At 71.8% G+C, this 18672-nt stretch carries 19 protein-coding genes; 7 read left to right on the plus strand and 12 right to left on the minus strand.

Features of this window, described 5'->3' with window-relative positions:
• Positions 1–26 precede the first annotated feature (26 nt).
• From ACL03H_RS18755 to dxr, 4 genes are all read right to left on the minus strand, one after another.
• Positions 27–863: a GNAT family N-acetyltransferase gene (locus ACL03H_RS18755; protein WP_412812571.1), complete on the minus strand. Its 837-nt coding sequence runs from the start codon at positions 861–863 to the stop codon at positions 27–29.
• A gap of 154 nt (positions 864–1017) precedes the next feature.
• Positions 1018–2175, minus strand: a complete 1158-nt coding sequence (gene ispG, locus ACL03H_RS18760; protein ID WP_412812572.1) for a flavodoxin-dependent (E)-4-hydroxy-3-methylbut-2-enyl-diphosphate synthase — start codon at positions 2173–2175, stop codon at positions 1018–1020.
• Positions 2176–2470: 295 nt separating this feature from the next.
• Positions 2471–3754, minus strand: a complete 1284-nt coding sequence (locus ACL03H_RS18765; protein WP_412812573.1) for a M50 family metallopeptidase — start codon at positions 3752–3754, stop codon at positions 2471–2473.
• Positions 3754–5007 (minus strand): 1-deoxy-D-xylulose-5-phosphate reductoisomerase, encoded by a 1254-nt coding sequence (gene dxr, locus ACL03H_RS18770; protein WP_412812574.1) that lies wholly within the window; start codon positions 5005–5007, stop codon positions 3754–3756. The genes ACL03H_RS18765 and dxr overlap by 1 nt, the downstream gene beginning before the upstream one ends.
• 160 nt (positions 5008–5167) lie before the next feature.
• Between dxr and ACL03H_RS18775 the strand changes: the two genes are divergently transcribed.
• The 3 genes from ACL03H_RS18775 (at position 5168) to ACL03H_RS18785 (ending at position 7105) form a co-directional block, all read left to right on the plus strand.
• A complete protein-coding gene (locus tag ACL03H_RS18775) occupies positions 5168–5446 on the plus strand; it encodes a GlsB/YeaQ/YmgE family stress response membrane protein (protein ID WP_412812643.1) in 279 nt (92 codons plus the stop codon).
• Between the two features lie 196 nt (positions 5447–5642).
• On the plus strand, positions 5643–5921 hold the full coding sequence (locus ACL03H_RS18780; protein ID WP_412812575.1) for a DUF2631 domain-containing protein: 279 nt from the start codon (positions 5643–5645) through the stop codon (positions 5919–5921).
• 164 nt (positions 5922–6085) lie between these two features.
• On the plus strand, positions 6086–7105 hold the full coding sequence (locus tag ACL03H_RS18785; protein ID WP_412812576.1) for a hypothetical protein: 1020 nt from the start codon (positions 6086–6088) through the stop codon (positions 7103–7105).
• A 495-nt stretch (positions 7106–7600) separates the two neighbouring features.
• Here ACL03H_RS18785 and rlmN read toward each other — a convergent pair whose 3' ends face one another.
• Positions 7601–8710, minus strand: a complete 1110-nt coding sequence (rlmN, locus tag ACL03H_RS18790) for a dual-specificity RNA methyltransferase RlmN (protein WP_412812577.1) — start codon at positions 8708–8710, stop codon at positions 7601–7603.
• 99 nt (positions 8711–8809) lie between these two features.
• Between rlmN and ACL03H_RS18795 the strand changes: the two genes are divergently transcribed.
• Genes ACL03H_RS18795 through ACL03H_RS18810 form a run of 4 tightly spaced genes read left to right on the plus strand, consistent with a single transcriptional unit; the run spans position 8810 to position 12090 of the window.
• A complete protein-coding gene (locus ACL03H_RS18795) occupies positions 8810–9772 on the plus strand; it encodes a metal ABC transporter substrate-binding protein (protein WP_412812578.1) in 963 nt (320 codons plus the stop codon).
• A complete protein-coding gene (locus ACL03H_RS18800; RefSeq protein WP_412812579.1) occupies positions 9769–10491 on the plus strand; it encodes a metal ABC transporter ATP-binding protein in 723 nt (240 codons plus the stop codon). Before ACL03H_RS18795 ends, ACL03H_RS18800 begins: the two co-directional genes overlap by 4 nt.
• Positions 10488–11366 (plus strand): metal ABC transporter permease, encoded by an 879-nt coding sequence (locus tag ACL03H_RS18805; protein ID WP_412812580.1) that lies wholly within the window; start codon positions 10488–10490, stop codon positions 11364–11366. The genes ACL03H_RS18800 and ACL03H_RS18805 overlap by 4 nt, the downstream gene beginning before the upstream one ends.
• 52 nt (positions 11367–11418) lie before the next feature.
• A complete protein-coding gene (locus ACL03H_RS18810) occupies positions 11419–12090 on the plus strand; it encodes a metal-dependent transcriptional regulator (RefSeq protein ID WP_412812644.1) in 672 nt (223 codons plus the stop codon).
• A gap of 6 nt (positions 12091–12096) precedes the next feature.
• On the opposite strand, the gene ACL03H_RS18815 is transcribed toward ACL03H_RS18810, so the two are convergent.
• From ACL03H_RS18815 to rpsB, 7 genes are all read right to left on the minus strand, one after another.
• Positions 12097–12540, minus strand: a complete 444-nt coding sequence (locus tag ACL03H_RS18815; protein ID WP_412812581.1) for a hypothetical protein — start codon at positions 12538–12540, stop codon at positions 12097–12099.
• Positions 12541–13000: 460 nt separating this feature from the next.
• Positions 13001–13744, minus strand: a complete 744-nt coding sequence (locus ACL03H_RS18820) for a class I SAM-dependent methyltransferase (protein WP_412812582.1) — start codon at positions 13742–13744, stop codon at positions 13001–13003.
• A gap of 25 nt (positions 13745–13769) precedes the next feature.
• Positions 13770–14615 carry a phosphatidate cytidylyltransferase gene (locus ACL03H_RS18825; RefSeq protein WP_412812583.1) on the minus strand — a complete coding sequence of 282 codons (846 nt, stop codon included), beginning with the start codon at positions 14613–14615 and terminating at the stop codon, positions 13770–13772.
• 176 nt (positions 14616–14791) lie between these two features.
• Positions 14792–15349 carry a ribosome recycling factor gene (frr, locus tag ACL03H_RS18830; RefSeq protein WP_412812584.1) on the minus strand — a complete coding sequence of 186 codons (558 nt, stop codon included), beginning with the start codon at positions 15347–15349 and terminating at the stop codon, positions 14792–14794.
• Between the two features lie 94 nt (positions 15350–15443).
• Complete coding sequence (gene pyrH, locus ACL03H_RS18835; protein ID WP_412812585.1) at positions 15444–16190, minus strand: UMP kinase; 747 nt, start codon at positions 16188–16190, stop codon at positions 15444–15446.
• A gap of 188 nt (positions 16191–16378) precedes the next feature.
• On the minus strand, positions 16379–17194 hold the full coding sequence (tsf, locus tag ACL03H_RS18840; protein WP_412812586.1) for a translation elongation factor Ts: 816 nt from the start codon (positions 17192–17194) through the stop codon (positions 16379–16381).
• Positions 17195–17406: 212 nt separating this feature from the next.
• A complete protein-coding gene (gene rpsB / locus ACL03H_RS18845) occupies positions 17407–18249 on the minus strand; it encodes a 30S ribosomal protein S2 (RefSeq protein WP_412812587.1) in 843 nt (280 codons plus the stop codon).
• Between the last annotated feature and the right edge of the window lie 423 nt (positions 18250–18672).

Consider the following 18672-nt stretch of genomic DNA (forward strand, 5'->3'; position numbering starts at 1 on the left):
CGCGACGGCTCAGCAGGGCCCGCGGATCAGAACAGGACCGTGCTGAAGGTGCCCAGCTGCTGGAAGCCGACCTTGCCGTAGGCGACCCGGGCCGCGACGTTGAAGCCGTTGACGTAGAGGCTCGCCGCCCGCCCGAGGCCCCGCACCAGCCGGTCCGCGACGGCGGCGGTGCCGATGGTGCCGAGCCCGGAGCTGCGCTTGTCCGGGTGCACCCACACGCCCTGGATCTGGCCGACGGTGCTGGACATCGCGCCGATCTCGGCCTTGAACACGACCTCGCCGTGTTCGAACCGGGCGAACGCCCGGCCGCTGGCGATCAGCTCCGCGACGCGGGCGCGGTACCCGGCGGCACCGCCGTCGCGGGAGGGGTCGATGCCGACCTCCTCGGTGAACATGGCGATCGCGGCGGGGAGGTAGCGGTCCAGCTCCTCGGGACGCACCTGGCGGACCAGCGGGTCCGGGGGGACCGCCGGCTCACCGGTCAGCACCATGAGCGGCTGGTCCTCGCGCACCTCGCGCGCGGGACCCCACTCGCCGACGAGCTCGTCCCACAGCGGCAGCACCTGTTCGGCGGGACCGACCAGGGAGGAGCAGGCCCGGCGGCGGCGCAGCGCGCGCTCGGCGAACGCGCGCATCGCGTCCGGTCCGCCGGTGAGCGGGATGAGGTTCACGCCGGAGAAGCAGAGCCCGTCGAGCTTGCCCCCGAAGCCCCAGACCTCGCCGCCGAGGCGGCCGGGCCGCAGCCCCGCGGCCTCCACCCGGGAGGCGACCATGCAGGCGGCCACGGGGTCCCTGGCCAGCGCGGCGCGCACCTGCGCAGCGTCCCGCTCCTCCAGGAGGCGGGCACCGACGAGCTTCAGCACGGGACAAGACTGCCAGACCGCGCGGACCGCGGGGTCGCCTACCCGGCGTGTGCAGGTCAATCCGTCCGGGTATCACCCGAATGGCCGGATGACGCGACCGCCCTCGCCGGCCTCCCTGACGGTCCGCAACACCCGGCGCGGTTCCGGGACCCGGTCAGCCGACGGTGACGACCGGACTGCCCTCGCCCTCGGCTTCGGGAGCCTCCATGGTCTCCGCGATGCGCATGGCCTCCTCGATCAGGGTCTCCACGATCTTGGCCTCGGGCACGGTCTTGATGACCTCGCCCTTCACGAAGATCTGCCCCTTGCCGTTTCCGGAGGCGACGCCGAGGTCGGCCTCGCGGGCCTCTCCCGGGCCGTTGACGACGCAGCCCATGACCGCGACGCGCAGCGGCACCTCCATGCCCTCCAGGCCCGCCGTGACCTCCTCGGCCAGCGTGTAGACGTCCACCTGGGCGCGACCGCAGGACGGGCAGGAGACGATCTCCAGCTTGCGCGGGCGCAGGTTCAGCGACTGCAGGATCTGGGTGCCGACCTTGATCTCCTCGACCGGCGGCGCCGAGAGCGAGACGCGGATCGTGTCACCGATGCCCTGGCGCAGCAGCGAGCCGAAGGCCACCGCCGACTTGATCGTGCCCTGGAAGGCCGGACCGGCCTCGGTCACGCCCAGGTGCAGCGGGTAGTCGCACTGCTCGGCCAGGAGCTCGTAGGCCCGCACCATCACGACGGGGTCGTTGTGCTTGACCGAGATCTTGATGTCGTGGAAGTCGTGCTCGGCGAACAGGCTCGCCTCCCACAACGCCGACTCGGCCAGCGCCTCCGGCACCGCCTTGCCGTACTTCTTCATCAGGCGCGGGTCCAGCGAGCCGGCGTTGACGCCGATCCGGATCGGCGTGCCGTGGTCCTTGGCGGCCTGCGCGATCTCCTTGACCTGGTCGTCGAACTTGCGGATGTTGCCGGGGTTGACCCGCACCGCCGCGCAGCCCGCCTCGATCGCGGCGAAGACGTACTTCGGCTGGAAGTGGATGTCGGCGATCACCGGGATCTGCGACTTCTTCGCGATCGCGGGCAGCGCCTCGGCGTCGTCGGCGCTCGGGCAGGCCACCCGGACGATGTCGCAGCCCGCCGCGGTGAGCTCCGCGATCTGCTGCAGCGTGCCGTTGATGTCGGCCGTGTTGGTGGTGGTCATGCTCTGCACCGAGATCGGGTGGTCGCTGCCCACCCCGACCGGCCCGACCTGCAACTGACGGGTCTTGCGTCGTTCGCCCAGTGTCGGGGCGGGTGCTGCGGGCATCCCCAGATCGACGGTCATCGATTCCTCTCCACCTTTGCGCTGCGCGGGTGCGCTGACGAGTGCCTGCGGGGCGAGCGATGCGCACGCGCCCCGGCGAACGCGGACAGCGCGGCGGAACCCGCTGCCCGGTGCGCTCCGGACCGGCCTCCCGCCCATCCGTCGCGCGCCGTTCCCGAACCCACGATACCGATAGCCGCTCACCCGAAAGGCCAAGGTTCGGCGCAGGCGAGATCACCGACCGTGATCAGCGGGGGAAACCGGCCGAGCGAGTCACCTCGTCGCTCCGAAGCGAACCGCGCGCGAACCCGCCGCGCTAGAGCAGCGTCACCGGGTTCACGACGTCGGCGACGAGCACCAGCAGCGAGTACGCGATGAACACCAGCGTCACCCCGTAGGCCAGCGGCATCAGCCGCGCCGTGTCGAACGGCCCCGGGTCCGGCCTGCGCACGAGCTTCGCGAAGCCGCGGCGCAGCGACTCCCACAGCGCACCGGCGATGTGCCCGCCGTCCAGCGGCAGGATCGGCAGCATGTTCATCACGAACAGCGAGAGGTTCACCGCCGCCAGCAGGTTGAGCATGGTGATCAGCCGGTTCGCCACCGACACGTCGTCCATGGACAGCACCTCGCCGCCGATGCGGCTGGCGCCCACGATGCCCACCGGCGAGTCCGCCGACCGCTCCTGACCGCCGATCGCCGAGATCAGGTCCGGCACCCGCTGCGGCAGTTCCACGATCTTCTGCGCGGTGAGGCTGACGAAGCCGCCGATGGTGCTCGCCACGCCCCCGATGTCCTGGCGGACCAGGACCTGGTCCGGGGACAGCCCGAGGAAGCCGACCACCTCGGTCCGGTCCGGGTTCCGCAGCGAGGGCCGCTCGTCCTGGATGAGGTCGGCCCGCAGGGTCTGCCGCTGCCCGTCGCGCTCCACCACGACCGGCACCGAGCCCTGCGAGCCGCGGATGGCCAGCTGCAGGTCGGTCCAGGAGTCGTAGGGCTTCCCGTTGAACTCGACGATCTTGTCGCCGGGCTCGAAGCCGGCGGCCGCGGCGGGCGAGGGCGGCGCGCCCGCCGGGCAGCTGCTGGTGTCCTTGGCATCGGCGGGGACCACGCACTCGCTGATCGAGGCGACCGTGGTGGTCGGCTGCGGGGTTCCGTACCCCATCAGGATCCCGGCGAAGATGAGCACCGCGAGGATCAGGTTCATGAACGGCCCGGCGGCCATCACGATGATCCGCTTCCACGGCTTGCGCTGGTAGAACTGCCGGTGCGCGTCGGCGGGCACGACTTCCTCGGCCGCCGCCTCGCGGGCGTCCTCGATCATCACCCGCCACGGCGCGGAGGAGGCCGTGCGCCCGTACTCCTCGTCCCTCTTCGGCGGGAACATGCCGATCATCCGGATGTAGCCGCCGAAGGGGATCATCTTCAGCCCGTACTCGGTCTCCCCCGTCTTGCGGGACCACACGGTGCGACCGAAGCCGACCATGTACTGAGTGACCTTGACGCCGAACAGCTTCGCGGTGAGCAGGTGGCCCAGCTCGTGCCACGCGATGGACAGCAGCAGCCCGGCGAAGAACAGGACGATGCCGATGACGACGAGCATCACTGCCCCTTCCCGGCCGCGACGAGCTCGCGGGATTTCACTCGCGCCCACTCCTCTGCTGCGAAGACCTCGTCCACGCTCCGCGGTTCGCCGCGCCACTGGTCGGCGGCGGCGAGGGTTCGCTCCACAGTCTGCACGATCCCGGTGAAGCCGCTGCTCCCTTCGACGAAGGCGGCCAGCGCCTCCTCGTTCGCGGCGTTGAAGATCGCGGGCAGGCAGCCACCGGTGGACCCGGCGTGGCGGGCCAGCGACACCGCGGGGAAGGCCTCGTCGTCGAGCGGTTCGAAGGTCCACGAGGACGCCTCGGTGAACGACAGCGGCGGCGCGGCCTTCGCGATCCGGTGCGGCCAGTCCAGCCCCAGCGCGATCGGCAACCGCATGTTCGGCGGGCTGGCCTGCGCGAGCGTGGACCCGTCGACGAAGGTGACCATGGAGTGCACGATCGACTGCGGGTGCACCACCACGTCGATGCTGTCGTAGTCCACGTCGAACAGCAGCCGCGCCTCGATCAGCTCCAGCCCCTTGTTCACCAGGGTCGCCGAGTTGATCGTGACGACGGTGCCCATCGCCCAGGTCGGGTGCCGGAGCGCCTCCTCCAGCGTCACGCCCTCCAGCTCGTGCCGCTCGCGGCCGCGGAACGGGCCGCCGGAGGCGGTGAGCACCAGCCGGTCGACCTCGGCGGCCTTGCCGCCCGCGAGGCACTGGGCGAGCGCGGAGTGCTCGGAGTCCACCGGCACGATCTGCCCCGGCTTCGCCGCGCGCAGCACCAGCGAGCCGCCCGCGACCAGCGACTCCTTGTTGGCCAGCGCGAGGGTCGCACCGGACTCCAGCGCGGCCAGCGTGGGCTTGAGGCCGCGGGATCCGTCGACCGCGTTGAGCACCACGTCGGCCGGTTCCCGCCGCACCAGCTCGGTCACCGCGTCGGCCCCGGCCAGCAGTTCCGGCAGCGCGCGGTCGGCGCGCCCGAGGCGTTCGGCCTCCGCGCGCAGCGCGCCGCGCACCTGCTCGACGGCCTCGTCCTTGGCGACCGCGACCGCACCGACCTGGAACTCCAGCGCCTGCGCCGCCAGCGCCGCCGGATCGCTGCCGCCCGCGGCCAGGCCCACGACCTCGAACCGGCCGGGGTTGTCGCGGATCACGTCGAGCGCCTGGGTGCCGATCGACCCGGTGGAACCGAGGATCAGCACGCGGCGCGGGGAGCCGGGAACGGGGGACTCGGGGTGCGCGCTCGAGGCGGGGGTCGCGGTGTCCATCACCGCCATTCTCCCCGACCCAGGTGGTCGGCGGTCGCTCGCGGTGCGCGAAGACGCGATTGGCGTCACGATCGAGGGGGAAGCCTCGGGCACGGGGCGCCCGAACCAGGGGCTCCCGCTGGTTCGGCGTCCAGCTCACCAGGCAGGAAGGGGTCGCGCCATGGGCATCATCGGATGGATCGTTCTCGGACTCATCGTGGGCGCCATCGCAAAGTTGATCATGCCGGGCAAGGATCCGGGCGGGATCCTCGTCACCTTGCTGCTCGGCGTGGTCGGGGCTTTCGTGGGCGGCCTGATCGGGAACTGGGTGTTCAACGTCGGACTCGAGAGCTTCTGGTCGTGGCGCACCTGGTTGCTGGCCATCATCGGTGCGGTGATCGTGCTCGGCATCTACCGGCTGATCGTCGGCCGGACCGGCAAGGCCGCCAAGAGGGGCTGACAGGCCCCAGGTCCACTCCCAGGAAGCCGCGGAACGGGTGATCCCGTTCCGCGGCTTTTCGTCGGCACCCCACCGGGCCACCCGGGTCCACCGGAGCTGCCGCGCCCATATGCGAAGATGCACTACACGTGGCACGGGCCGCGTCCAGGAGCAGGTCCAACCGACCCGGTGGCCGGTTGCGGTGCAGGAGGGTTACGTGGCGAGCACGGAACTGCAGACCAAGTCCGGCCAGGCCGATGCGGCGGAGGAGCCGTCCGTCGACTGGGGCTGGCACGGCGGCTTCCCCAAGGCCACCCAGATCGCCGGCTGGTTCACCGTGTTCGCGCTGCTGATCATGCTCGTGGGCAATCACCACGGGATCCTCAGCGGCGGTGACACCTTCAAGCTGGAAGACCTCTGGCTGATCGGCATCGCCGCGATCGTCGCCGTCGGCCTGCTGGCCGACCTGCGTCGGCGCTCCCGCCTGCGCCGCTGACCCCGTTCGGGCGATTCTTGCTGGAACTTGCCCGGACTGAACCGTCCTCCGAGGGCGTTCACCTCTTCGGCCGCTCGGAGGCCCTGCGCGACCTGCGGTGATGATCACCGCTGCTCCGGAGGTCGCCCGAACGGGTTTGCCCCGCGAGGTCTACGTTGCGCCTCGTGGGCCACTACCCGGAGCCGCGGTTGCACCGGCTGGTCCTGGGGCGACTGGGGGCCGCGGAGGGTGAACTCGCGGAGCTGCTCAGCGCTCGGGGGCGCGGCCGGATCCCGCACGAACTCCTCGGCACCCCCGCGCGCATCGACGTGCGCGGGCTGTGCCGGGAGCTCGACGGGCTCAGCGCGGTGGGCTCGCTGCGGCTGCCGACGGCGTTCCTGGACGAGGTCGCCGGAGCTCCCGCCCCCGAACTGCTGCCCGTGCTGCTCCGCGAGGTCGACCGGCTGGGCCGATTGCGGGCGTTGCGGCTCCCGGGGGACGCCTTCGACGGGGTTCCCGCCGCGACCGTCGACTGCTGGCGGCACCGCGCGCTCGCGGGGTTGCCCGCCGAGTCGCCCGGTGCCCGGTTGCCGCTGCTGGCCGCCCTCTGCTGGTGCAGGCAGGCCGAGCTGACCCGCGAGCTGCTCGCGGTGCTGCTCGCGCTGATCGGCGAGCTGCGGGAGCGCGTGGCCGAGCGGATTCGCCGAGCCACCGCCCCGGCGGGCGGGCGCCGCTGGCAGCGGTGGGAGCAGCGGGGCGATGGCTGGCTGCCGCAGGACGTGGACGAGCACCGCTGCCGGGCCGCGCGTGCCGCGCTGCACGTCGCGTTCACCTCCGACTACCGGCAGGTGCTGACGGCGATCCTGGAGGTCCTCGAGTTCGGGTGCTCCGATCGAGCGCGTTGGCCGCTGCTGGCCGTGCTGGGCGAGCAGGTCGGCGAGGCTACGCGCTGCTGGGGCTCGGAGCGCCGCTACCTCGACGGCCGGTCGGTGCCGCTGCGCGGCATCGTTCCCGCCCCCTGGCTGCACGCGGTCCTGGACCGCCAGGGCCGGGTGGACCGCACCGCCTACGAGCTCTGCGTCCTCATCGCCCTCCGCGAGGCCCTCACCGACGACGAGATCCACGCCCGGGGAACGGCCGCCCCCGAACCCGCCCTGGGCGACCCCGTGGGCACCCCGATCTCCTGGCCCCAGGACCTCCCCTGACGCGGGACCTCCCGCGCTCGCCCCGGGGCGCTGCTGACGGCGCCGGCCGGGACGCGGGCAGCAACGCCACCGCTCAGCTCGAAGTCGGGTTCCCCCGCCCGAGCCGCCATCGCGGTGGGAGGCCAGCCGGACAGCGCGGTGCGAGGGGAAGGGAGCGCTGTCCGACTGGCCCGCGGCAGGCCCGACACCGGTCGGGGGCGTCGGCGCCGGGCCGGTGTCCCGGCTGGGCACCGGGACCACGCTTCCCAGCATGATCTGCGCGCGGCCCGGATTCCAGGACCTCCACACGGTCGATGGACACCCCTTGCACGGGGCCCGCTCGCTGCCCGGCACGGACGGCGCGACCCACCTCGACCCCACCAGGGGAGGAGCGTTCGCGCTGGTCAGGAGAGCGCCATGACGGAAACCCCGGTATGTGCGGAATCAACGACCGGGCCGCGGGCACCACCGGTGCGCGCGGCCGCGCGGATCATCCGTCCTGATGACGCCGCGCCGTCAGCTCTCCGCCGCGAGCTGACCGCAGGCCGCGGCGATCTCCTGACCGCGGGTGTCGCGGACCGTGCAGGGCACCCCTGCGTCCTGGACGCGCTGCACGAACTCGCGCTGCACCGGCTTCGGGGAGGCGTCCCACTTGCTGCCCGGGGTCGGGTTCAGCGGGATGAGGTTCACGTGCGCGAACTGGCCGAGGTGCTTGTGCAGCAGCTTGCCCAGCAGATCGGCGCGCCACGGCTGGTCGTTGATGTCGCGGATGAGCGCGTACTCGATCGACACCCGCCGCCCGGTGTGGTCGGCGTAGCCGCGCGCGGCCTCCAGCACCTCGGAGACCTTCCACCGGTTGTTCACCGGCACCAGGGTGTCGCGCAGCTCGTCGTCGGGGGTGTGCAGCGAGACGGCGAGCGTCACGTGCAGGTCCTCGGCGGTCATCCGCCTGATCGCCGGCACCAGGCCGACCGTGGAGACGGTGACCGAGCGCTGCGAGAGGCCGAGGCCGTCCGGGGCGGGGTCGCAGATCCGCCGCACCGCCGCGATCACCCGCTTGTAGTTCGCCAGCGGCTCGCCCATGCCCATGAACACCACGTTGGACAGCCGCCCGGGCCCGCCGGGGACCTCGCCGTCGCGCATCATCGCGGCCGCCGTGCGCACCTGGTCCACGATCTCCGCGGTGGACAGGTTCCGCTGCAGGCCGCCCTGGCCGGTGGCGCAGAACGGGCAGGCCATGCCGCAACCGGCCTGGCTGGAGATGCAGACGGTGGCGCGATCGGTGTAGCGCATGAGGACGCTCTCGATCAGCGTGCCGTCGTGCGCGCGCCACAGCGTCTTGCGAGTCGTGCCCTCGTCGGTGTCCAGCGTGCGGACCTGGCTCAGCAGCGTGGGCAGCAGGTCGGCGCCGAGCTTGGCCCGGCTCGCGGCGGGGATGTCGGTCATCGACTCGACGTCGGCGTTGAGCCTGCCGAAGTAGTGGTGCGCGAGCTGCTTCGCGCGGAACGGCTTCTCGCCCAGCTCGCCCACGGCGGCGCGGCGTTCCTCGGCCGAGAGGTCGGCGAGGTGGCGGGGAGGCATACCGCGCTTGGGCGCGTCGAAGACCAGCGGCAGTGAAGTCGGCATAGCGTCCCCCAGTGTCCCACGGCGGCGGCGCGCTCCCGTCGGCACGTCCGCGACGGGAGTCCCTGGTCGGGTCCTCCTCCCATCGGATACCGTTTCGCCATGCCGAAACCACGCTCACCGGTGCGCCGAAATCCGCGCGCCACGAGGGCGCGCCGAGCGGTCGCGGTGCTCGCCGCGCTGGCCGCGGGAGCACCGCTGCTGGCGGGCTGCGGCGCCGGTCTCGGCCGGGCCGAGGACGAGCGGCCCTCGGTGGTCACCACCTTCACCGTGCTCGCCGACATGACCCGCGCGGTCGCCGGGGACGCGATCGCCGTCGAGTCGATCACCAAGCCGGGCGCCGAGGTGCACGGCTACGAACCCACTCCCAGCGACCTGCTCACCGCCGCGAAGTCCGACCTGGTCCTGGACAACGGTCTCGGCCTGGAGAGCTGGTTCGCGCAGTTCGTCGCCCGCAGCGAAGCCCCGCACGTGACGCTGAGCACCGGCATCGACCCGCTCCCGATCCGGGCCGGCGGCCACCCGGGGGCGGTCAACCCGCACGCCTGGATGTCGCCGCGCAACGCGAAGATCTACGTGGCGAACATCCGGGACGCGCTCACCCGCCTCTCCCCCGCGCACGCCGGGCTGTTCCGGGCCAACGCCGAGGACTACACCCGGCGGCTCGACGAGATCGAGACCTACCTGCGCACCGAGCTGGACCGGCTTCCCGCGCAGCGCAGGGCCCTGGTGACCTGCGAGGGGGCGTTCTCCTACCTGACCAGGGACGCGGGCCTGCAGGAGGCGTACCTGTGGCCGGTCAACAGCGACTCCGAGGGCACCCCGCAGCAGATCAAGAGCACCACGAGGTTCGTCCAGGAGCGCCGGATCCCGGCGGTGTTCTGCGAGTCGACCGTGAACGACAAGGCGCAGCGCCAGGTCGCCGAGGAGACCGGGGCGCGCTTCGGCGGCACCCTCTACGTGGACTCGCTGTCCGAAGCCGGCGGACCCGTGCCCACCTACCTGGACCTGCTGCGCCACGACGCCGAAACCGTCGTCACCGGACTCACCGGAGGTCGCCGATGAGCGTGCGGGCACGCCACGTCACCGTCTCCTACCGCGAGGCCCTCGCGCTGGACGACGTCACCCTGGACATCGCGCCCGGCCGGGTCTGCGGGCTGCTCGGGGTCAACGGATCGGGCAAGTCGACGCTGTTCAAGGCGCTGATGGGGCTGGTTCGCCCGGACCGGGGCGAGATCGACCTGCTCGGCCGCGATCCGAGGCGGGCGCGGGCGGAGGGCTTGATCGCGTACGTCCCGCAGTCGGAGGCGGTCGACTGGACCTTCCCGGTGACCGTCGCGGACGTCGTGCTGATGGGCCGCTACGGCCGGATGGGGCTCACCCGCAGGGCCCGGAGCGCGGACCGGCGGGCGGCGGCCGACGCGCTGGAGCGGGTCGGCCTGACCGCGCTGGCCCGCAACCCGATCGGCGCGCTGTCCGGCGGCCAGCGCAAGCGCGCGTTCGTGGCCAGGGGCATCGCGCAGGAAGCGGAGCTGCTGCTGCTCGACGAGCCGTTCGCCGGGGTCGACAAGGGATCCGAGGCGATGATCATCGAGCTGCTCCGCGAGCTGCGGGACGAGGGCCGCACGATCCTGATCTCCACGCACGACCTCGCCGGAGCGCCCGCGCTCTGCGACGAGGCGGTGCTGCTGCACCAGCGGGTGCTCGCGCACGGTCCCGTCGACGAGGTGCTCGCCCCGGACGTCCTCGCCCGCACCTTCGGCGTTCCGGGAGGAGTCCGGTGAACGACCTGCTGATCTGGCTGGTGGAACCGCTGCAGTTCGGGTTCATGCGGCGCGCGCTGCTGGTGAGCGTGGTCGCCGCGCTGGTGTGCGCGGTGCTCTCCTGCTGGGTGACGCTGATCGGCTGGTCGTTGCTCGGCGACGCCGTCTCGCACGCGGTGCTGCCCGGGGTGGTGCTGGCGTACGTGTTCGGGATGCCGTTCTCGGTCGGCGCGTTCCTGTTCGGCGGGCTCGCCGTGGCCATGATCGGCGCCGTGCGGGGGACGACCCGGCTCAAGGGGGACGCGGCGATCGGGGTCGTGTTCACCGGGCTGTTCGCGCTCGGGGTGGTGCTCATCTCGCGCATCCCCAGCCAGGTCGACCTCAACCACATCCTGTTCGGCAACGTCCTCGGCGTCACCGACGGCGACATCGCGCAGGTCCTGGTGATCAGCGCCATCACGCTGGGGATCGCCCTGCTGCGGCGCCGCGACCTCACGCTCTACGCCTTCGACCCCACCCACGCCCACGCCATCGGGCTGCGGCCGAAGCGGATCGGAGCGCTGCTGCTGACGATGCTGGCGCTCACCGTCGTGGTGGCGCTGCAGGCGGTCGGGGTCATCCTGGTGACGGCGATGCTGATCACCCCGGGCGCGACGGCCTTCCTGCTCACCCGGCGGTTCCCCCGGATGCTCGCCACCGCCTCGGCGCTCTCGGTGGGCAGCGGGATCGCGGGCACCTACCTGAGCTTCCACCTGGACACCTCCACCGGCGGCATGATCGTGCTCTGCCAGGCCGCGCTGTTCCTGCTCGCCTACCTGTTCGCGCCCGGTCAGGGCCTCGTGCGGGAGCTGCTGCGGCGGCGCACGCGGCGCGCGGCAGCGGCCGCGGCGCCGTGATCCACCCGTCCGGGGGGCGGGTCGGTCTCCTATCGTGGAGAGCATGACAAGCATGGCCGAGCGTCCGTCCGCGTCCGTCGAGGACTACGTCCGGGCGATCTACGGGCTCACCGAGCGCGGAGTGGCCGTGACCAACGCGACGCTCACGCAGCGGCTGGGTCTGAGCCCCTCGTCGGTGTCCGGAATGATCACCAAGCTGGCCCAGCTCGGCCTCGTCACGCACGTCCGCTACCGCAGCGTCGAGCTCACCGCGGACGGGCGCCGGCTCGCCTACGACGTGCTGCGCAGGCACCGGCTGCTCGAACTGTTCCTGGTCGAGGTGCTCGACTACACCTGGGACGAGGTCCACCCGGAGGCCGACGCGCTGGAGCACGCCGTCTCGGACGAGCTCATCGAGCACATCGCCGCCAAGCTCGGCCACCCCACGCACGACCCGCACGGCGATCCGATCCCCACCGCCGACGGCGTCGTCGAGAAGCCGGCCACCCGGCTGCTGGACCAGGTCGAGCCGGGCACGATCGGCACCATCGCCCGGGTTTGGGACACCGACTCGGAGCTGCTGCGCTACCTCACCGACCACGGCATGACGCTCGGCGCGCGCATCGAGGTCGTCGAGCGCAAGCCCTTCGGCGGCCCGCTCGTGGTGCGCATCGGAGAGGCCGCGGAGGCGGAGACGCACTTCCTCGGCACCGAGATCGCCGGCACGCTCTCGATCCGCACCTGACCGGGCTCAGCAGGCGCGGCGCTCCCACCCCGGCTCCCGCTCGGCGCTCCCGGAGCCGTCCTCCGGGTGATCGGCGCCGTAGAGCTCATCGCCGAGCAGGCGATCGTGCAGCTCGTCGGTGCGGTGCGCGCCCAGCACCGCCAGCAGCAGGTCGAAGCGGTGATCGGAGAGCACGATCGCCACGTGCGCGAAACCGCCGAGCCCGCCGAGCACCAGCACCGAGACCCACTCCGCGGGCACCTCGCGCTGCAGCACCAGGACCACCGCCGCGGCCAGCAGCACCACCGAGGTGAACGCGATGGCCCTGGCCAGCATCAGCCGCCGCCACAACGCGCGGAACAGCGAGTGCTGCCCGGCGAGGTCGCGGACCAGCCTGGCCCGCTCCCGCCGGCTCATCCGGGCGACCTGGCTCAAGCCCGCGGTCACCGGTCCGCCCGCGTGAATGGCCATCTGGGTCGCTCCTGCCGCGCGAGGTGCCGTCCGGGTCGCGCGCCGCGCGCCGGGGTGCTGCTGATCGGTTCCAAGGGTGTTCCGGGCACCGCGATCGGGTGTACCCCCGCCTCGGCCGGGACCCGGGCGTCCCGCGAGGAGCGCTGCGGCGCCCGGAGCGGCCGCGGCGCGGTCGCCGCGCGCGCACTCCGTCACCAGTACGAGTCGATCACGGGGGACCGACTGGAACAAGGCGTCATTCGGGGGCGTCGACATTGCACCGGGAGCACCGGGGGGTAACAGGACCGCACAATGCGAGTTGGCTTGATAGGCCGGTCGGTGCGGTTTCCCAACCCTTCGAGAGGGGCCATCACCCCACGTGTCGACGACTCGGCGGAGCGGCGACGCGGACACCTTCTCACCAGGTATTTCACCGCGCAACGGACTACCGGCGAGTACGGCTCAACACGCCATTCGAGCATCAGGAATCCGAATGCGCCGGACCCCGGATCAAGCCCTTCGGCCGACTCCGAATGCGCACCCGATAACCCACTTCAAGAGCACATCCCGAGATCTGCCGCAAGGCTCGGCGCACCACTCTCGGGGAGAATTCGATGCCCAGCACCTCGGCGAGTTCCGCGCGATCCGCGAAGCGCCACACCGCACGCACCGACTCGCTGCGGAACCCGTGCAACTGGAAGAACCGCTCCACGCCGGGCGGATCGAAGCGGGGCGAGTCCGCGCGCATCCAGTCGCCGTACGGCGCGCAACCGCCGTCGAGGTCGATGATCGCCAGCGTGCCGCCCGGCCGCAGCACCCGCTCCGCCTCGGCCAGGCCCGGCTCGCAACCCGGCCCGAAGAAGTACGCGGTCCGCGCGTGCACCAGGTCCGCGCTCGCGTCCGGCAGCGGCAGCCGCTGCGCCGGAGCCAGTCGCACGTCCACCCCGGGCAACCCGGCGACCCGACGCCGAGCCCGCTCGACCAGCGGCGGGTGCGGTTCGATCCCGATCACCGAGCGGGCGGTCCCCGCGAAGGTCTCCAGGTGGAAGCCGTCCCCGCAGCCCACGTCGACGACGTCGCGCCCCGACCAGCCGCACCGCGCGCGCAGCGCGGCCCACAGCGCGCCCGTCACGTCCTGCGCGCGGTTCTCCCGCTCGTAGACGTCCGGCCAGTGCCAGATGTTCGGGCTCGGCGTGATCCGGGGCTCCGGATCGGAGCCGATCACCGCACCGCCCGCCGCACCGGGCCGATCATTGCGGGAGCAACCAGGACAGGATCATCCAGGCCACCACGGCCGAGGGCAGCAGCGAATCCATCCGGTCCATCAGACCGCCGTGACCGGGCAGCAGGGTGCCCATGTCCTTGATGCCCAGGTCCCGCTTGATCACGGACTCCATCAGATCGCCCAGCGTCGCGCAGCACACCAGCGCGGCGCCGAAGAGCACCCCCTGCCACCACTGCCCGCCCAGCAGCAGCCACACCGACAGCGCACCGGCGACGGCGCCGGTCACCATCGAGCCCCCGAAGCCCTCCCAGGACTTCTTCGGGCTGATCGACGGCGCCATCGGGTGCTTGCCCAGCAGCACGCCGAAGGCGTAGCCGCCGGTATCGGACGCCACCACACCGATCATGAAGCACAGCGCGCGGAACGCGCCGTCCTCCGGCACCGCCAGCATCGCGGCGAAGGAGGCGAACATCGGCACGTAGGCCGCGGTGAACACCGAGGCCGTGACATCGCGCAGGTAGCCGTCCACGCCGTGCCGGAACCGCCAGGCCAGGCAGCCCAGGGTCGTGATCGCGAAGGCCACCAGCACCCCGCGCAGACCGAACGGCCAGGACAGCCAGATCATCAGCTGCCCGCCCGCGAGCACCGGAACCAGGCTGACCCGGATGTCGGCACCGCGGCGCAACGCCCCGGCCAGCTCCACGGTCGAGATCGCGGCGGCCACCGCGACGATGCCGATGAACAGGTGCCGCAGCATCAGCAGCGACAGGATGATCGCGGCGCCGAGCACGACCCCGACCGCGATCGCGGCCCGCAGGTCGCGGCCCGCCCGGGACGGACGCGAGGGCGGGTCCGGTGCGGAAGCAGACATCCCGGACTCACCTTCGCGCTGGCTGGTCGTCACCGAGGGGCGCCCGGGGCCGAAGGACCCGGCACCGCGCACGGCCGGGCGACGGAGGGTGACGGTCGGGAACGACCACGTGCCCTCTCGGGCACCGCCGGCGAGAGCGGCCCGGCAGCCGCGAACCACAGTTGCAAGACAGCCTCTCAAACTTCGAGGAGCTCTGCTTCCTTGTGCTTGACGAGCTCGTCGATCTGCGCCGTGTAGCGGTGCGTGAGGTTGTCCAGCTCCTTCTCACCGCGAGTGCCCTCGTCTTCGCCCGCCTCGCCGTCCTTGACCGCGCGGTCGATGGTCTCCTTGACCTTCCGGCGGATGCCCCGCACGGTGACCCGGCCCTCTTCGCCCTTCTGCTTGGCGACCTTGACCATTTCCTTGCGGCGTTCCTCGGTCATCTGCGGGATCGCGATCCGGATCAGCTGGCCGTCGTTCGACGGGTTCACGCCCAGGTCAGAGTCCCGGATGGCCTTCTCCATCGCCGCCAGCTGGCTGGCGTCGTAAGGCTTGATCACGACCAGCCGGGCCTCCGGCACGCTGATGCTGGCCAGCTGGTTCAGCGGCGTCGGCGAGCCGTAGTAGTCGACCACGATGCCGGAGAACATCGCCGGGTTGGCACGACCGGTGCGAACCGTGGCCAGGTCGTCCTTGGCCACCTGCACCGCCTTCTCCATCTTCTCCTCGCCTTCGAGGAGAGCTTCGTCGATCACGGTTGCTCCTTAGGTGTGCCGGCCGGTGTGTGCAGTGCGCGCCCCGCTCGACGCGGCGACGTCGGCAGCGGGTCCGATCAGGATCCCAGCAGGGTCACTCCGACGCTGCGGCCGGGGTGCTGACCAGGGTTCCGATCTTCTCACCGCGCACGGCGCGCGCGATGTTGCCCTCCTGCAGGAGGTTGAACACCAGGATGGGCATCTGGTTGTCCATGCACAGGCTGAACGCGGTCGCGTCGGCGACCTTGAGCCCGCGCTCCAGGACCTCGCGGTGGCTCACCGAGTCGAAGCGCTCCGCCGTCGGGTCCGTCTTCGGGTCCGCCGTGTAGACGCCGTCCACCGCCTTGGCCATGAGCACGACCTCGCAGCCGATCTCCAGCGCGCGCTGGGCGGCGGCGGTGTCGGTGGAGAAGTAGGGCATCCCGGTGCCCGCGCCGAAGATGACCACGCGGCCCTTCTCCATGTGCCTGCTCGCGCGGCGCGGGATGTAGGGCTCGGCGACCTGGCCCATCTCGATGGCCGTCATCACGCGGGTGTCGATGTCGTGCTCGCGTTCGAGGAAGTCCTGCAGCGCGAGGCAGTTCATCACGGTGCCCAGCATGCTCATGTAGTCGCCGCGCGCGCGTTCCATGCCGCGCTGCTGCAGCTCGGCGCCGCGGAAGAAGTTCCCGCCGCCGATGACCACGGCGACCTCGACGCCGCCAGCGACGACCTCGGCGATCTGCCTGGCGACGTTGCCCACCACGTCGGGATCGACGCCGACGGCGCCACCCCCGAACATCTCACCGCCCAGCTTGAGCAGCACCCGCCCGTAGCCGTCTTCCGACACGTCGTCGGTCACTGGGTTCCTCCCGAGGCCGTTGTTCCACGGTGGTCGAGGCACCGGATTCCGGTGCGTTGCGCGAACGCCCCGCCCTCCCAGGGGCGGAGGCGGGGCGTGCTGGGATCGCGAGCCCGCCGCCGGAACGCCTCGGATCCGGCGGCGGCGACGCGGGTCCGGGGCGGCGACGGGCGCCGCCCCGGACGAGATCAGGCCTGGCCGACCTCGAACCGCTCGAAGCGGGTCACGGTCACGCCGGCCTCGTCGAGCAGGGCCTTGACGGTCTTCTTGTTGTCCTGCACCGACGGCTGGTCGAGCAGGGCGTTCTCCTTGAAGAAGCCGTTGAGGCGACCCTCGATGATCTTCGGCAGGGCCTGCTCCGGCTTGTTCTCGGCGCGGGCGGTCTCCTCGGCGATGCGGCGCTCGTTGGCCACCACGTCGGCGGGGACGTCGTCGCGGCTGAGGTAGGTGGCCTTGAGGGCCGCCACCTGCATCGCGGCGTTGCGCGCGGCGTCCTCGTCGGAGCCGGTGTACTCGACCAGCACGCCGACGGCCGGCGGCAGGTCCGCGGCGCGGCGGTGCAGGTAGGTGGTGACCTGGCCGTCGAAGACGACGACGCGGCGCAGCTCCAGCTTCTCGCCGATCTTCACAGCGAGCTCCTGCACGGCCTCGCCGATGGTCTTGTCACCCAGCGGAGCGGCCTTGACGGTCTCCAGGTCGGAGGAACCGGCGGCCTTCGCGGCCTTGACGACCTCGGCGGCCAGCGAGATGAACTCGTCGTTCTTGGCGACGAAGTCGGTCTCGCTGTTGAGCTCGATCATCGCGCCGTCCTCGGCGGCGACCAGGCCCTCGGCGGCGGAGCGCTCGGCGCGCTTGCCGATGTCCTTGGCACCCTTGATGCGCAAGACCTCCACGGCCTTGTCGAAGTCCCCGTCGGTCTCGGTGAGGGCCTTCTTGCAGTCCATCATGCCGGCGCCGGTCAGGTCACGGAGACGCTTGACGTCGGCCGCGGTGTAGTTAGCCATCGTGCGGGTCCGTCCTTTTTCGGAATGTGTGCACAGCGGTAGGTTTCGGCGGCGGTGCCCGCGGCACCAGGACCGTCGGGACCGCTCGCGACGCGGAGAGGCGGTGGTCGCGCCAAGGCGCCCACCGCGGCGGCCCCGGCCACCAGTGTGGCCGGTCGGCTCGCAGATCGTGCTGGTCACCCGCGCGGCGGCGGGCGACCAGCACGATTCGATCAGGACTGCGCGGGCTGCTCGTCGGCGGCCGGAGCCGCGGCGCCGTCACCGGCGCCGGTGGTCAGCAGCTGCTGCTCCCACTCCGGCAGCGGCTCCTCGCCGGTCGGCTGCGGCTTCTCCTCGCCGCCGCCCTCGCCAGCACCGTTGCCGCGGCCGCTGCGGGCCATCAGGCCCGCCGCGACGCCGTCGGCGACGACGCGGGTCAGCAGCGCGGCGGAGCGGATCGCGTCGTCGTTGCCCGGGATCGGGTAGTCGACCTCGTCCGGGTCGCAGTTGGTGTCGAGGATCGCGACGACCGGGATGCCCAGCTTGCGCGCCTCGCCGACCGCGATGTGCTCCTTCTTGGTGTCCACGATCCAGATCGCGCTGGGGATCTTGGACATGTCGCGGATGCCGCCGAGGGTCTTCTCGAGCTTGTCCTTCTCGCGGGTCAGCATCAAGATTTCCTTCTTGGTGCGCCCCTCGAAGCCCCCGGTCTGCTCCATGGTCTCCAGCTCCTTGAGCCGCTGGAGACGACGGTGCACGGTCTGGAAGTTGGTGAGCATGCCGCCCAGCCAGCGCTGGTTCACGTAGGGCATCCCGACGCGCAGCGACTGCTCCGCGATCGCTTCCTGCGCCTGCTTCTTGGTGCCGACGAACAGGATCGTCCCGCCGTGGGCGACCGTCTGCTTGACGAAGTCGTACGCGGCATCGATGTACGACAGCGTCTGCTGCAGGTCGATGATGTAGATGCCGTTGCGCTCGGTGAAGATGTAGCGCTTCATCTTCGGGTTCCAGCGCCGGGTCTGGTGCCCGAAGTGCACGCCGCTGTCGAGCAGCTGCTTCATGGTGACGACGGCCATGGCCTTGTTCGCACCTCGTGTGTCGGGCGCACCGCCTGGCGGTGCGCGGTTCGGTTCTCGCGGCGGGCCGGGTGGCCTGCCGCCCTGGTGTCCGCACCAGGTGCCCCCACCCAGGCCCTGCCGGGCCGGGACCGCGAGGGCACCGCGTTCCGCCGGTCGGTCGATCGCGCGATCCAGCTCCGGCCGGGTCGGCCGCGTTCACCGCGTCGAGCGGGAACGGGACGGCCACGTGGTTCCGGGACTGGAATCGTGCGATCTCGCGATGGCGACGCGCGGACACGCGAAGTCGGATCGTGCGCACACGAAACCGCGGTAACAGTGTACTCGACGGGCAAAGCACCCCAGGGCGAGGTCGGGAGTTGTCCACAAGGTGCCGATCCGTCCACAGATTTCCGGATCGACCCTGTCCGCGCCGCCGCCGAC

Source organism: Saccharopolyspora antibiotica (assembly GCF_047200635.1).
GTDB lineage: Bacteria > Actinomycetota > Actinomycetes > Mycobacteriales > Pseudonocardiaceae > Saccharopolyspora_C.

Bases quoted from the DNA above. Each gene is read 5' to 3' on its own strand.
- ACL03H_RS18800 (WP_412812579.1), top strand. From the start codon at position 9,769: ATGAGCGTGCGGGCACGCCACGTCACCGTCTCCTACCGCGAGGCCCTC.
- rpsB (WP_412812587.1), bottom strand. From the start codon at position 18,249: ATGGCCGTCGTCACCATGAAGCAGCTGCTCGACAGCGGCGTGCACTTC.
- ACL03H_RS18810 (WP_412812644.1), top strand. From the start codon at position 11,419: ATGGCCGAGCGTCCGTCCGCGTCCGTCGAGGACTACGTCCGGGCGATC.
- ACL03H_RS18815 (WP_412812581.1), bottom strand. From the start codon at position 12,540: ATGGCCATTCACGCGGGCGGACCGGTGACCGCGGGCTTGAGCCAGGTC.
- ACL03H_RS18775 (WP_412812643.1), top strand. From the start codon at position 5,168: ATGGGCATCATCGGATGGATCGTTCTCGGACTCATCGTGGGCGCCATC.
- tsf (WP_412812586.1), bottom strand. From the start codon at position 17,194: ATGGCTAACTACACCGCGGCCGACGTCAAGCGTCTCCGTGACCTGACC.
- ACL03H_RS18795 (WP_412812578.1), top strand. From the start codon at position 8,810: ATGCCGAAACCACGCTCACCGGTGCGCCGAAATCCGCGCGCCACGAGG.
- ACL03H_RS18825 (WP_412812583.1), bottom strand. From the start codon at position 14,615: ATGTCTGCTTCCGCACCGGACCCGCCCTCGCGTCCGTCCCGGGCGGGC.
- ACL03H_RS18765 (WP_412812573.1), bottom strand. From the start codon at position 3,754: ATGCTCGTCGTCATCGGCATCGTCCTGTTCTTCGCCGGGCTGCTGCTG.
- rlmN (WP_412812577.1), bottom strand. From the start codon at position 8,710: ATGCCGACTTCACTGCCGCTGGTCTTCGACGCGCCCAAGCGCGGTATG.
- dxr (WP_412812574.1), bottom strand. From the start codon at position 5,007: ATGGACACCGCGACCCCCGCCTCGAGCGCGCACCCCGAGTCCCCCGTT.
- ispG (WP_412812572.1), bottom strand. From the start codon at position 2,175: ATGACCGTCGATCTGGGGATGCCCGCAGCACCCGCCCCGACACTGGGC.